This is a genomic window from Flavobacterium agri, from assembly GCF_013401995.1.
Lineage (GTDB): Bacteria > Bacteroidota > Bacteroidia > Flavobacteriales > Flavobacteriaceae > Flavobacterium > Flavobacterium agri.
This window is the reverse complement of record NZ_JACBJI010000002.1, coordinates 213,561-227,136: the sequence shown is the minus strand read 5'-3', so window position 1 is coordinate 227,136 and position 13,576 is coordinate 213,561. Positions and strand designations below refer to the sequence as shown.

General features: G+C 46.5%; 10 protein-coding genes. 6 read left to right on the top strand and 4 right to left on the bottom strand.

Features of this window, described 5'->3' with window-relative positions:
- Window positions 1-43 precede the first annotated feature (43 nt).
- On the bottom strand, window positions 44-985 hold the full coding sequence (locus tag HZF10_RS05050) for an L-threonine 3-dehydrogenase (RefSeq protein WP_176005094.1): 942 nt from the start codon (window positions 983-985) through the stop codon (window positions 44-46).
- A 127-nt stretch (window positions 986-1,112) separates the two neighbouring features.
- Here HZF10_RS05050 and HZF10_RS05045 point away from each other — a divergent pair, with 127 nt between their 5' ends.
- Entirely contained in the window at window positions 1,113-1,784 is a 672-nt protein-coding gene (locus HZF10_RS05045) for a hypothetical protein (RefSeq protein ID WP_176005093.1), read from the top strand.
- A gap of 45 nt (window positions 1,785-1,829) precedes the next feature.
- Window positions 1,830-5,147 (top strand): transcription-repair coupling factor, encoded by a 3,318-nt coding sequence (gene mfd / locus HZF10_RS05040; RefSeq protein ID WP_371315643.1) that lies wholly within the window; start codon window positions 1,830-1,832, stop codon window positions 5,145-5,147.
- Between the two features lie 135 nt (window positions 5,148-5,282).
- On the opposite strand, the gene HZF10_RS05035 is transcribed toward mfd, so the two are convergent.
- The 3 genes from HZF10_RS05035 to HZF10_RS05025 all read right to left on the bottom strand — a co-directional run bounded on the left by HZF10_RS05035 (window position 5,283) and on the right by HZF10_RS05025 (window position 8,949).
- Window positions 5,283-7,469 (bottom strand): M12 family metallo-peptidase, encoded by a 2,187-nt coding sequence (locus tag HZF10_RS05035; protein WP_176005091.1) that lies wholly within the window; start codon window positions 7,467-7,469, stop codon window positions 5,283-5,285.
- Between the two features lie 89 nt (window positions 7,470-7,558).
- Window positions 7,559-7,918, bottom strand: a complete 360-nt coding sequence (locus HZF10_RS05030) for a YraN family protein (protein WP_176005090.1) — start codon at window positions 7,916-7,918, stop codon at window positions 7,559-7,561.
- Window positions 7,919-7,989: 71 nt separating this feature from the next.
- Complete coding sequence (locus HZF10_RS05025; protein ID WP_176005089.1) at window positions 7,990-8,949, bottom strand: S66 peptidase family protein; 960 nt, start codon at window positions 8,947-8,949, stop codon at window positions 7,990-7,992.
- Window positions 8,950-9,453: 504 nt separating this feature from the next.
- On the opposite strand from HZF10_RS05025, the gene metG reads away from it, so the two are divergent.
- From metG to HZF10_RS05005, 4 genes are all read left to right on the top strand, one after another.
- Entirely contained in the window at window positions 9,454-11,526 is a 2,073-nt protein-coding gene (metG, locus tag HZF10_RS05020; protein WP_176005088.1) for a methionine--tRNA ligase, read from the top strand.
- Window positions 11,527-11,593: 67 nt separating this feature from the next.
- On the top strand, window positions 11,594-12,283 hold the full coding sequence (locus HZF10_RS05015; protein WP_176005087.1) for an HAD family hydrolase: 690 nt from the start codon (window positions 11,594-11,596) through the stop codon (window positions 12,281-12,283).
- On the top strand, window positions 12,280-12,906 hold the full coding sequence (locus HZF10_RS05010) for a chloramphenicol acetyltransferase (RefSeq protein ID WP_176005086.1): 627 nt from the start codon (window positions 12,280-12,282) through the stop codon (window positions 12,904-12,906). Before HZF10_RS05015 ends, HZF10_RS05010 begins: the two co-directional genes overlap by 4 nt.
- An 84-nt stretch (window positions 12,907-12,990) precedes the next feature.
- Window positions 12,991-13,509: a ferritin gene (locus HZF10_RS05005; RefSeq protein ID WP_176005085.1), complete on the top strand. Its 519-nt coding sequence runs from the start codon at window positions 12,991-12,993 to the stop codon at window positions 13,507-13,509.
- Window positions 13,510-13,576 lie beyond the last annotated feature (67 nt).

Below are 13,576 nucleotides of genomic sequence, written 5' to 3'. Positions count from 1 at the left end.
CGGAACCACATCCAAAGGGCGTTTTTATTTAAGGAATTGCTTCTTAAGCGTCTTTCAGATGCTCGAGCATGTCCCGGGTCATATTTTCCAACCCGAATTCGTGCTTCCAGCCCCAATCTTCACGCGCCGACGTATCGTCTATGCTCGAAGGCCAGCTGTCGGCGATCTTTTGACGGAAATCGGGGTTGTACGTGATTTCGAAATCGGGAATGTGTTTTTTGATTTCGTCCGCGATCTCTTTCGGCGTGAAATCCATCGCCGACAAATTATACGAAGAATGTATCTTGATCTGGTCGGCGGGCGCTTCCATGATGCCGATCGTGGCACGGATCGCATCGTCCATGTACATCATCGGCATGCGCGTATCTTCTTTGAGGAAACACTCGTACTTGCCGTCCGATAGTGCTTTGTAGTAAATATCGACAGCGTAATCGGTCGTGCCGCCACCCGGAGGAGTCGACCACGAAATCAATCCCGGATAACGGATGCTGCGTACGTCGACGCCGTAAATGTTGTGGTAATATTCGCACCAACGCTCGCCGCATTGCTTAGAAATCCCATAAACCGTCGACGGTTCCATGACCGTGTATTGAGGCGTTTGGTTCTTCGGGGTAGTCGGCCCGAAAACCGCGATGCTCGACGGCCAGAAAATCTTCTTGATCTTTTTCGCTTTGGCCAGGTTCAGCACGTGGAAAAGCGAATTCATGTTCAGATCCCAGGCGAAAGCAGGATTTTTCTCGGCAGTCGCCGAAAGCAAAGCCGCCATGAGATACACTTCGTCAACGTGGTATTTTTCGATGATGCTTTCGATCTGGTTGAAATCGAGCGCGTTGATCACCTCGAAAATCCCGTCGTTGACCACGTCGTTGTTGAGTTTGCGGATGTCGGAAGCGATCACGTTGTCGACACCGTATTTTTCGCGCAGTTTGTGCGTAAGCTCGGTGCCTATTTGTCCGCAAGCGCCGATTATCAAAATTTTGGGCATAGTTGTGCTGTATTTTGCACAAATATACGTTTTGGTTGCATTCCGTTATCGATTCGTTAATAATTCCTAACGGCTTGCGTGTAATTGCCTTGTGCTGATTACATTTGTACTCCTAATTTTTTGCGACATGGCGAAACGTCTTTTAAGCCTCCTGTTTATCGGCATTCTACTGTTTTCGTGTACAGACGAGGAAAAACGCGCCGCCGAACAGGTAAAAGAGCAAAAGAAAAAGGAGAAGGTTTTTGAAAGCATCAGCCTGAATTGGCGTTTCAACACGAATCCGACCAATCCTACATCCGAAAAATTGATCGCGACCTGGCCCGCTTGGCGTGATTTGTTGCGCGAAATGTCGCAAAAGCCGCAAAGCAGTATCGGGGCTTTCCAGAAAAAGGCGAAAATCCTTTCGGAACGTGCGCTCGCATTGCCGAACAACATTCCGGTAAATTACAACAAACCACAGGTCAAGGCCCGGATCGCCGTATTGACGACCAAAATCAATTCGATCAATCTGTTCATCAACCTCAACGATATCCCGGCCGATAAGGTAAATGCTTTGGTGGCCGACATCAATACCGAAATGCAGGGTTTTCAGGCCCAACTCAGCGAAATCGACCGCAAAACCAGCATTCCGAAAGAACAAGGAGAAGCCGACATGATCCGCATGCTAGACACCGCACGCGCGATTCCCGACGCCGGTTTCAAACCTGAAGACGTAACGCCTTCAAATTCCGCACAAAAACAACAACAAACGCCGCGCCCGAAAGGATTCATGGGAGGACGCGACAGAAAACTACCATAATTGAGCCAGGCAGCCTTATTCAACAAATACGATTCTTCTGCCAAACTGATCCGCATCGCACAAAGCCTCGAACAAAAAGGCCAAAAGTTGCAATTGCGTGGATTGGTCGGGTCTTCATTGTCTTTTGTGGTGCGTTCGCTGTTCAAAAAATCGGAATTGCCGTTTCTTTTGGTGCTTTCCGACAAGGAAGAAGCCGCGTATTACTTAAACGATCTGGAACAGTTGATCGGAGAGGAAGACGTGCTTTTCTATCCGGGTTCGTACCGTCGACCGTACCAGATCGAGGACACCGACAATGCGAACGTATTGCTTCGCGCCGAAGTTTTGAACCGCATCAATTCGCGCAAACGCCCGGCATTGATCGTAAGTTACCCCGAAGCGTTGTCCGAGAAGGTTGTCACGCGCCAACAGCTTGAAAAGAACACTTTGAAAGTTGCGGTCGGCGATAAGATTTCGATCGATTTCATCAACGAAGTGTTGCACGAATACGAATTCCGACGCGTCGATTTCATTACCGAACCCGGTGAATTTTCGGTGCGTGGCGGAATCATCGACGTGTTTTCGTTTTCGAACGACAATCCGTACCGCATCGAATTCTTCGGCAACGAGGTTGATTCCATAAGAAGCTTCGACGTGGAAACACAGCTTTCGATCGAAAAGAAAAAGAAAATCACGATCATACCGAACGTTGAGAATAAATTTTTTGAGGAAAGCCGCGAGAGTTTCCTGGATTACATAAGCGAAAAAACGGTGTTGCTCGTACAGGAACCCGAAATCGCGCTGTCCAAACTCGACAAGATTTTCCAAACGGCCGAGGATACCTTCCAAAAGCTCGATTCGACGATCAAACATGTGGAACCCGAACAATTGTTCGTCAATGCGAAGGCGTTCACGAAACGCGCGGAATTGTTTTCGGTGCTTGAATTTACGGCCAATCCTATGTTTGAGCCGCATCATACATTCGAATTCCACACCAAGCCGCAACCCGCCTTCAACAAGCAATTCGATCTGTTGCTCAACAATTTGGGCGACAACCATTCGAACGGTATCCGAAATTACCTTTTCTGCTCGAACGATACTCAGGCCAAACGTTTTCATGACATTTTCGAGAGTTTGGACGAAGCCAGCCATGAAGACGTTCGCAAACAATACGAAACGATCGTCACGCCTTTGTTCCAAGGTTTCATAGACGACGAACTGCAGGTCGCGTGTTATACCGACCACCAGATTTTCGAACGTTACCACAAATTTTCGATCAAGAACGGCTATTCGAAAAAGCAGACGATCACGCTTAAGGAACTCAATACGTTGTCGGTCGGCGATTATGTGACGCATATCGACCACGGCATCGGGAAGTTTGGCGGATTGCAGAAAATCCAGGTAGAAGGCAAGACACAGGAGGCGATCAAACTCGTGTATGCCGACAACGACATCGTATACGTGAGCATCCATTCGCTTCACAAAATTTCGAAATACAACGGGAAAGACGGCGCGCCTCCGAAAATTTACAAACTCGGCTCGGCGGCCTGGAAAACCCTCAAAAATAAAACGAAGGCGCGCGTCAAGCACATCGCTTTCAACTTGATCCAATTGTATGCAAAACGCCGATTGGAGAAAGGTTTCCAATACGGTCCGGACAGTTATTTGCAGCTCGAACTCGAATCGTCGTTCATTTACGAAGACACGCCCGACCAATTAAAAGCGACCCAGGAAGTCAAAGCCGATATGGAAAGCGAGCGTCCGATGGATCGCTTGGTGTGCGGAGACGTCGGGTTCGGGAAGACAGAAGTCGCGATCAGAGCCGCTTTCAAGGCTGTGGACAACGGAAAACAGGTCGCGATTTTGGTTCCGACGACGATTTTGGCGTATCAACATTACCGCACGTTTTCGGAACGTTTGAAGGAAATGCCGGTTTCAGTTGGTTATTTGAACCGATTCCGAAGTGCGAAACAAAAATCGGAAACGCTCAAGGATTTGGCAGACGGGAAATTGGACATCGTGATCGGGACGCACCAATTGGTCAGCAAAAATGTCAAGTTCAAGAATCTCGGGCTTTTGATTGTCGATGAGGAACAGAAATTCGGCGTAAACGTAAAGGATAAACTCAAGACGCTAGGCGCAAACATCGATACGTTGACGTTGACGGCGACCCCAATTCCCCGGACACTTCAGTTTTCACTGATGGCCGCTCGCGATTTGTCTGTGATCACGACGCCGCCGCCAAACCGTTATCCGATAGAAACCCATGTTGTCGGCTTTAGCGAAGAGACGATGCGCGACGCGATCTCGTACGAAATACAGAGAAACGGACAGGTTTTCTTCATCAACAACCGCATCGAGAACATACGCGAGGTCGCGGGAATGATCCAACGTTTGGTACCAAACGCGAGAATCGGTATCGGCCACGGCCAAATGGACGGCAAGAAACTCGAGGAACTCATGTTGTCGTTCATGAACGGCGAATTCGATGTTTTGGTGGCCACGACCATCATCGAAAGCGGACTCGACGTGCCGAACGCGAATACGATTTTCATCAACAACGCCAATAATTTCGGGCTTTCGGATCTGCATCAGATGCGCGGTCGCGTCGGACGAAGCAACAAGAAGGCGTTCTGTTATTTTATCACGCCTCCGTTTTCGGTGATGACAGAAGACGCGCGAAAACGTATCCACGCGCTTGCACAATTCTCGGAACTCGGCAGTGGTTTCAACATCGCGATGAAAGATCTCGAGATTCGCGGCGCGGGCGATCTGCTAGGAGGCGAACAAAGCGGTTTCATCAACGATATCGGTTTTGAGACGTACCAGAAAATCATGAACGAAGCCATCGAGGAACTCAAGGAGAACGAATTCAAGGATTTGTACCGCGAGATCGAGGGCGAACACGAAAAGGAATACGTCAAAGACATCCAGATCGATTCGGATTTTGAACTTTTGTTCCCTGACGAGTACATCAATACGGTTTCGGAACGTCTGAATCTGTACAACGAATTGAGCTTGATCAAGGACGAGGAAGCGCTTTTCCTTTACGAAAAACGTCTTGTCGATCGCTTCGGACCGTTGCCGAAACAGGCATCGGCATTGCTCAACAGTTTGCGCATCAAATGGATCGCGGCCAAAATCGGCATCGAGAAACTCGTGATGAAACAAGGCAAGATGGTCGGGTATTTCATTTCGGACCACGATTCGGATTTCTTCCAGTCGAAACAGTTCGACAACGTGATCGGATTCATCCAAAAAAATCCGAACCTGGCTCGAATCAAGGAAAAACAGACTACAAGCGGATTGAAGTTATTGCTGACTTTCGAGGATGTCAAATCGGTGAGCAAGGCTTTGGATTTAATGCAGAAAGTGGTTTCTTAACCTTTTTGGCAGATTTTCTGTAATTGGATTTTTCGTTTTTTGGAGACCTTTGAGGTTTTGAAAACCTCAAAGGTCTGGAACAATAAAAAAGCCCTTCCGTTTCCGAAAGGGCTTTTCCATTTATTTCAAATTCTTTTAGAATTTCATGATCTTGAAGTTTGCGCTGTATTCGCCAAATTTCAACTTGAAGAAATACGTTCCCGTAGCGTAAGCCGAAATATCGACTTTGGTTTCAAGTGTATTGGCTTTGTTGGCATACAACAATTGACCTGCGACATTATACACTTCCACGTTGGTTATCTCGGTTCTCGAAACGATATTTACCGCATCTTTGGCCGGATTCGGATAATACGTGAAGTCGATATTCTGGGTATCGTTCACGCCCAACAAATCCTGACATGCAACCGTAGCTGTATAACCGCTTGCCACAACACCTGGATCGGAAACGAAACGAAGTGTCAAAGCTCCGTCGGGAGACGTTGAAACGTAAGAAGGGAAAGGTGCAGACATATCTTCCCCTGTCAAACCTCCGAAAGTCAAGTCTGGAGATGAAGTCGAAGCTCCGTCGTACACATAGATATAATCGTAGTCCGTCTCAAGATCGAATTGAGTGAAATCAAGTTGGATTTTCTTGTTCGCTTGGGTAGGGATCATCACGCGTGTGTAATCCTGGTTGTCGGTATAATCTCCGGCAGTTCCTCCCGTATCGGTAATCGTCACTCCCGAACACCAGTTGGCCGGCGTCGCGAAAATAACCTGGCGAATGGCAGAAGTTACTCCAGACGGGCAAACAGGACGCACTCTTGCTTTGTAGAACGTATTCGGCTGCAAGCTTGAATTAGTGTACGTTTGAGCTGACACTGTCGTGTAGATGCCAAAATTACTCGCTAGTGGGTTCACCAAAACCTGCCATTGGCTGATTGATGATAATTCATCCCAAGTGATTGTCGCCGAGCTCGTCGTGATATTGTTCGCCGTGATGTTGGACACTGTATTGATACAAGTATTGATACAATCTGTACTCAAGCAGCTTCCTCCGTTAACTGCTGTAAGAATTCTTTGTGTAGGCTGAGTACCGAATCCGTTATTGAAATTGATCCCCACGTTGTTGATCAAGTGGCAATAACTCATGATCGTTCCTTTTACGACGCTGCTTGGAATTGGACCTTGTGCGCAGCTTCCTTCCACATAACCTGCCTGGGTGCCGCATCCGTCGATAGCCGTGTTGTTTCCGTTCCAATAACAGCCATGTGTGTGAGGAGAACCTAGCAAGTGCCCCAATTCGTGAGTGACGACTTCAACAGTCCATGAAAAAGTAGGTACCGTAGAATATCCTAAGTCGACATCTGAATAACTATGGTTGTCTCCGCTGCAAAGTCCGTTGATTGTGGCGGCAACACCACCGTTTCCTCCTGGATCAATTCCTAATAACATTCCAACATCACCATTGAACACCGGTCGCAAATCCTGGAACATGTTCAAATAATCACCGGAATTATCTCCCGTATAAGGATCATTTTCAGTCCAGATGAATGTACTTTTAAGTCCGACCGAAATGCCATCATTGGCGTACAGTGTAACGACATTGTTAAACACACCCGTAACCCAGTTTCCTACGTTAGTGGTGTTACTGCCGTTCTGCTGATACAGGTTATAATCGACCTCAAAATAAATGGTAACACAGCGCACGCTTTCTATCGATCTGTCTGTAGATTCTTCCCCTTGTTGGAAATTCGGATTTTCAGCATCAACTTTCATCCCGCAGTTGAATGGATTGGTTACCTTCATGTCGGCATCCGAATAAATGATGTAGTTTTCGGTATTGCCTGGTTTCTGCAATTTCCCGATCACAAGATTCCCGATACCATCGGCCGAAATGATTCCGCTAAGTTCATTGTTGAAAAAACTCAAGGCTACGATTGAATGGTTGTCATCCTTAACGATTCCTCTGTAATATGCCCCTTTTTGATAAGCTATATCTCTTTGTTTATCGGTATCGATTTGGAAAGAGCTGTTGAGAATGTCCGCTTTGTAGAGCTCTACTGTAATTTGGTTGCCCATGTAGGGAACGTCAACCTCTATGGTTTCAGGTTGTGTGCTGAAAATGGTATTTACGTCGGCAGTTCTGATTTTGGCAAAACTTGCCTTTTCGACGGCTTTGGAAACCTCAGCAGATGGCGCCTCATTGTTGGCATCCAAAACCGAAAAATGCCTAAAAACCGATTTAGCGCTTTTCAGTTCGGCAACCCTTTGGGCAACCTTTTGCTGAGAAAACAAATTGGCTGCCAAAAAACAAACCAACAGAGTAAAGATTTTTTTCATTTTTTATATAGTGTTGTAGGTAAAAGTGCGCAAATGTAGCGAATAAAATTATTTTTACCTTTTTTACACGGGTTAGAATTGTTAATTTTTCAGAAATAATAAAATGCATCGCACAAGTGTTCAATCTCATGCCCCGTTTGGGTTAGCGTTACCCCGATAATATCGAAACGCACCTCACAATCAAGAGCATAAGACTGTACGAATTCATTTACGGCCTTGGTCAACATCTGGATTTTTTTTGGTGTCACGAAATCCTGCGGAAGACCAAAAACTACAGAAGAACGGGTTTTGACCTCGACGACCGCCAAGAGGTTTCCCTTGCGCGCGATAATGTCGATTTCGGCTTTTCCGCATATCCAATTCGTTTCGAGGATTTCGTAACCGTGTTTGAACAGAAAAGCCACAGCCAACTCTTCTCCTTTTTTTCCGAGTTCATTGTGTAAGGCCATCGGTGTGTTTTGGCCAATGTAGCGGTTTGCCGAAAAACCCGATTACATATTTTCTGCCGAAATTGTTAAAGTCATTCAAATTTTACAGTCGAACCGTTTTCGCTCACGTCGATGGAGACCACACCTCCGATGATCAATGCCCGATTGTCCTTGATATGACCGGCCGGAAAATTATAGATGACGGGAAAATTATAATCCTTGAAAATGTCCTGTGCGATTTCGAGCGCGTCTTTGCCCCAAGGAATTTCATTGTCGTTCATTTCGGTCATCCCGCCGATGATTACGCCTTTGATGTTGTCGAAATAACCGTTGCGCTTCAGGTTGAAAAGCATGCGGTCGATGTGGTACAGATATTCGTCAAGATCTTCTATGAACAGGATTTTGCCCTTAACGTCTGCTTCCGATTTGGAACCGATAATGCTGTATAAAACCGACAAATTCCCACCCACGAGTTCGCCTTTCGCTTTTCCTTTCCGATTGAACGTATGTGCATCTAGTTTATACTCCGGCTTTTGGCCGAAAAGAGCTTTTTTGAGCGATTCTTTGGCGTCTTCGGTGGCGTTTTTCGCACTTACCCCGACAAGTCCGTGGATGGTTTGGTAGCCAAGCGTGTTCAGATGGGAATGCAAAACGGTCATATCGCTGAAACCGACGATCCATTTTGGTTTTTGCTTGAATCTGTTGAAGTTGACGCGGTCGATGATGCGCACGGTTCCATATCCGCCTTTTGCGCCGACTATTGCTTTTATCGACGGATTGTCGAGCATTTCCTGCAAGTCGGTGGCGCGTTGCCAGTCGGGGCCCGCGAGCTGGTTGTCGCTTTTGCCGATGGATTTGCCGAGGACGACGTTTAATCCCCAACTTTTGAAAAGATCGATTGCAGGCTGAAGGTTCACGGCTTCGACTTTGCGCGCCGTCGCGATGATTGCGATCGTGTCACCTTTTTTGAGGTTTGGCGGCGCTGTCGTTTTTCGAGTCTGGGCTTGCAAAAGTTGGCTTGTCAAGAGCAGCAGAAGCAGGAATGTTCTCATGTTTTCAAAGATAAGAGGCAAGTGGAAAATGGCATAGGATTTTTTGGTGGATTTGGGAAATGGGTTTAACAAAATGTACAGAAAAACTGTAATGAAGTCTCATAGCTGCATCTGAACTTTGTAGACCTAACAGGTTTTAAAAACCTGTTAGGTCTTACAACCCAAAAATCAGATGGGTTTTTGATGGGTCCGACTTTCGAATTCAAATCGGAAACTTCTTTCAAAAACGATCGCCCTAGCCCGGATGGCAGCGGCTAGCCTTTTGAAGACCCGAGAGCTATGCTCGAATTGTATGGAGCGCAGCGCAATAAAAAAGACTTGGTTTTTCTTGGGGTGAGGCAGCGACCGAAGGAGGCTCGTCCCGCCCTAAAGAAAACCGGCTTTTTCAAAAAAGCTAATAGCGGACAGCCGAAAAAAGCTTCTAAAAATCATTGTCTTTATCAGGATTCCGCAGGCTTTAACATCCGAACTTTTATGCGTAATTTTGCGCACATTTCAATCACTATGATCCAAAATCCTAAACGATATACGATTACGGCCGCATTGCCGTACACGAACGGACCGATCCACATCGGGCATTTGGCGGGCGTTTACGTGCCTTCGGACATTTATGCGCGATACCTCAGAATCCAGGGAAAAGACGTTGCGTTCATCTGCGGAAGCGATGAACACGGGGTCGCCATCCCGATGAAAGCGCGCAAGGAAGGTTTAACGCCTCAGGAAGTCATCGACAAATACGATGGCATCATCCGTAAATCGTTCGAGGATTTCGGGATTTCGTTCGACAATTATTCGCGGACTTCGCGCCAGGTACATTATGACACGGCTTCGGAGTTTTTCAGAAAATTGTACGACGAAGGAAAATTCATCGAGGAAGAAACCGAGCAGTTGTACGATGCAAAGGCGAACCAGTTTTTGGCAGACCGTTTCGTAACCGGAACTTGCCCGAAATGCGGCAACGAAAATGCTTACGGCGACCAATGCGAAAACTGCGGAAGTTCGTTGAACGCAACCGATCTTATCAACCCAAAGTCAACCATAACGGGCGACACGCCGATTTTGAAAAAGACGACACACTGGTTTTTACCGCTCGACCAATACGACGTTTTCCTCAATAAATGGATTCTCGAAGATCATGCGAAAGACTGGAAAAAGAATGTTTTGGGCCAAGTGAAATCGTGGCTCGACGACGGTTTAAAGCCGCGTGCCGTGACGCGGGATCTGGATTGGGGAATTCCCGTTCCGGTCGAAGGCGCCGAAGGAAAAGTGCTCTATGTTTGGTTCGACGCGCCAATCGGCTACATTTCGTCCACGAAAGAATGGGCGAAAAGAGAAGGAAAAGATTGGGAACCGTATTGGAAAGATGCGGATACGAAACTCGTCCACTTCATCGGAAAAGACAACATCGTGTTCCATTGCGTGATTTTTCCGGCGATGTTAAAAGCGGAAGGCAGTTTTATTTTGCCCGACAACGTTCCGGCGAACGAGTTTTTGAATCTCGAAGGAAACAAGCTTTCGACTTCGAAAAACTGGGCGGTTTGGCTGCATGAATATCTTGAGGACTTCCCGAACCAACAGGATGTTTTGCGCTATGCATTGACGTCAAATGCGCCCGAAACCAAGGACAACGATTTTACGTGGAAGGATTTCCAGGCCGGAAACAACAACGAATTGGTCGCGGTTTTGGGCAATTTCATCAATCGCGTTGTCGTTTTGACCAATAAATATTACGACGGAATTGTTCCTGAACCAGGAGATTTCACTGAAATAGACGAACAAACTTTAGCCGAAATGCGGGCTTATCCAGCCGTTATTTCGAGTTCGATCGAACGCTACCGTTTCCGCGAGGCTTTGGGCGAATTCATGAACGTGGCACGTCTCGGAAACAAATATTTGGCAGACGAAGAACCATGGAAACTCGTCAAGGAAAATCCGGAAAGAGTCAAGACACAAATGTTCGTGGCTTTGCAAATTGCAACGGCTTTGGCGGTTTTGGCGGAGCCTTTCTTGCCGTTCACTTCTACGAAATTGAGAAATATGCTCGGAATCCATCCGTCGCCAGCCGATGTTAACGATTGGGATGAAGTGGCGAAACCTCAGACAATTCTTTCTCCTGGAACGAAAATCGGGGTCGCGGAATTGCTGTTCTCGAAAATAGAGGACGAAACCATCCAAAAACAAATCGACAAATTGGAAGCGACCAAAACCGCGAATAAAATCGAAAATAAAAAAGTGGAACCACAGAAAGAAGCCATACAATACGACGATTTCGCGAAGATGGACTTGCGCGTCGGAACGATCATCGAGGCCGAGAAAATGCCAAAAGCGAACAAACTTCTGGTGTTGAAAGTCGATACGGGAATTGACGTACGCACGATCGTTTCGGGAATCGCCGAGAGTTTTTCTCCGGAAGAAATCATCGGAAAACGCGTGACTGTTCTCGCGAATCTCGCACCAAGAGCTTTGCGTGGCGTTGAATCCCAAGGCATGATCCTGATGACCAACAACGCGGAAGGCAAACTGGTTTTCTTGAATCCGGATGCGGAAGGTGTGATAAACGGGGAAACAATTAACTAAGAAAAGAGCCACGAATTTCACGAATTGGATTTGTACTATTTGTGTCATTCGTGGCTAAGAAACACGCATGGACATAAAAGTTATCGCATTCGACGCCGACGACACGCTTTTCGTCAATGAACCCTATTTCGTAGAAACCGAAGAGAAATTCCTCGAGTTGATGCAGGATTACCTGTCGCGCCAAAGTCTTTCGCAGGAATTGTTCAAAATCGAAATCGACAATCTTGGGCTTTACGGCTACGGAATCAAGGCATACACCCTTTCGATGATCGAAGCCGCTTTGAAGATTTCGGACAACACGATCAGTGTCGAAGCCATCGAGAAAATCCTTGAATACGGAAAAGAGCTTCTGCAACGTCCGATCGAACTTTTGGACGGAGTCGAGCAAACACTCGAAGCACTGTTCGGAAAATACAGGCTTGTGGTCGCTACGAAAGGCGATTTGCTTGACCAAAGACGCAAACTTCACAATTCCGGGCTTGGTAAATATTTCCACCATATCGAAGTGATGAGTGATAAAAAGGAACAGGATTATCTCGATTTGGTCAAACGTCTCGACATCAAGCCGGAAGAATTTTTTATGATCGGCAATTCGTTGAAATCGGATGTCTTACCCGTTTTGAACATAGGCGGACATGCGGTCCACATTCCGTTCCATACGACTTGGGCACACGAACGCATCGATCACGAAGTGAAACACGAGAACTTTCGGGCACTTGATAAAATTTCGGCCATCCTACCGATTTTCAACTTATGAAAACCCTGCTAGATTTAGACAGCTGGCCGCGAAAGGAGCATTTCGATTTCTTCCGCAAGTTCAGTGAGCCTTTTTTCGGATCGGTCGTCACGATCGATTGCACGAACGCTTATGATAGGGCCAAAACCGAAGGCGTTCCGTTTTTCGTCTATTATCTGCACAAAACCTTGATTGCGGCAAATGAAGTCGAACCTTTCCGGTATCGTGTCGATGGCGGCCAAGTCGTAATTCACGACCGCATCGACGCTTCGGCCACGATTGCCAGGGAAAACGCTTCCTTCGGCTTTTCTTTGATCAAGTTTTACGAGGACATCGAACGCTTCTCAAAAGAAGCAAAAATTGAAATCCATCGTGTCCAAAATACGCCAGGCCTTTTCACACGCGATTTTCCGAATGACAACCTGATCCATTTCTCGTCGATTCCGTGGTTGGATTTCACTTCGCTTTCGCATGCCCGAAATTTCGACTTCCCCGATAGTTGTCCCAAAATTTCGTTCGGAAAAATGACGATAAATCCCGATGGCAAGAGAACCATGCCCATGTCGGTACATGTACATCATGCCTTGATGGATGGTTATCACATGGCAGTTTTTGTCGATCGCTTTCGGGAATTGATGGGTTAGGCTTATCAGGATTAAATCTTGATTGCATGTCCAGACTTCAATGTTTTCAAGGGTTTTCGTAACTTTACTCAAAACCTTGAAATCATGTTATCAAAAAGTATTGAGACGCTACTTAATCAGCAGATTAAGATAGAAGCCGAATCTTCGCAGATTTATCTGTCTATGGCTTGTTGGGCCGATACGCACGGCCTTGATGGGATCGCCCAGTTCATGTATACCCAGTCGGATGAGGAGCGTACACATATGCTCAAACTTGTCCGTTATGTAAACGAAAGAGGCGGACATGCCCAAATTACCGAACTTAAAGCGCCAAAGACTATGTTCAACGCTTTTCAGGAAATGTTCGAGGAACTTTATAAGCATGAGGTTTTTGTTTCGGAGTCGATCAACAATCTTGTTCACGAGACTTTGTCGGAAAAGGATTATGCGACTCATAATTTCTTGCAATGGTACGTTTCTGAGCAAATCGAAGAGGAAGCCCAAGCCAAAACCATCCTCGATAAAGTGAATATGATTGGTGACGACAAGGGCGGCTTGTATTTGTTCGACCGCGATATCCAACAATTGCCCGTTATGAATGCGCTTAACTTCAATGCCAAATAGTTAAATTTATTTGGATTGATTCAAAACAAGCTATCTTTGTCGCAAACGAAGCGTGGTTTTGAGCAAG

Bases quoted from the DNA above. Each gene is read 5' to 3' on its own strand.
- HZF10_RS05005 (WP_176005085.1), top strand. From the start codon at position 12,991: ATGTTATCAAAAAGTATTGAGACGCTACTTAATCAGCAGATTAAGATA.
- HZF10_RS05035 (WP_176005091.1), bottom strand. From the start codon at position 7,469: ATGAAAAAAATCTTTACTCTGTTGGTTTGTTTTTTGGCAGCCAATTTG.
- metG (WP_176005088.1), top strand. From the start codon at position 9,454: ATGATCCAAAATCCTAAACGATATACGATTACGGCCGCATTGCCGTAC.
- HZF10_RS05050 (WP_176005094.1), bottom strand. From the start codon at position 985: ATGCCCAAAATTTTGATAATCGGCGCTTGCGGACAAATAGGCACCGAG.
- HZF10_RS05025 (WP_176005089.1), bottom strand. From the start codon at position 8,949: ATGAGAACATTCCTGCTTCTGCTGCTCTTGACAAGCCAACTTTTGCAA.
- HZF10_RS05045 (WP_176005093.1), top strand. From the start codon at position 1,113: ATGGCGAAACGTCTTTTAAGCCTCCTGTTTATCGGCATTCTACTGTTT.
- HZF10_RS05030 (WP_176005090.1), bottom strand. From the start codon at position 7,918: ATGGCCTTACACAATGAACTCGGAAAAAAAGGAGAAGAGTTGGCTGTG.
- HZF10_RS05015 (WP_176005087.1), top strand. From the start codon at position 11,594: ATGGACATAAAAGTTATCGCATTCGACGCCGACGACACGCTTTTCGTC.
- HZF10_RS05010 (WP_176005086.1), top strand. From the start codon at position 12,280: ATGAAAACCCTGCTAGATTTAGACAGCTGGCCGCGAAAGGAGCATTTC.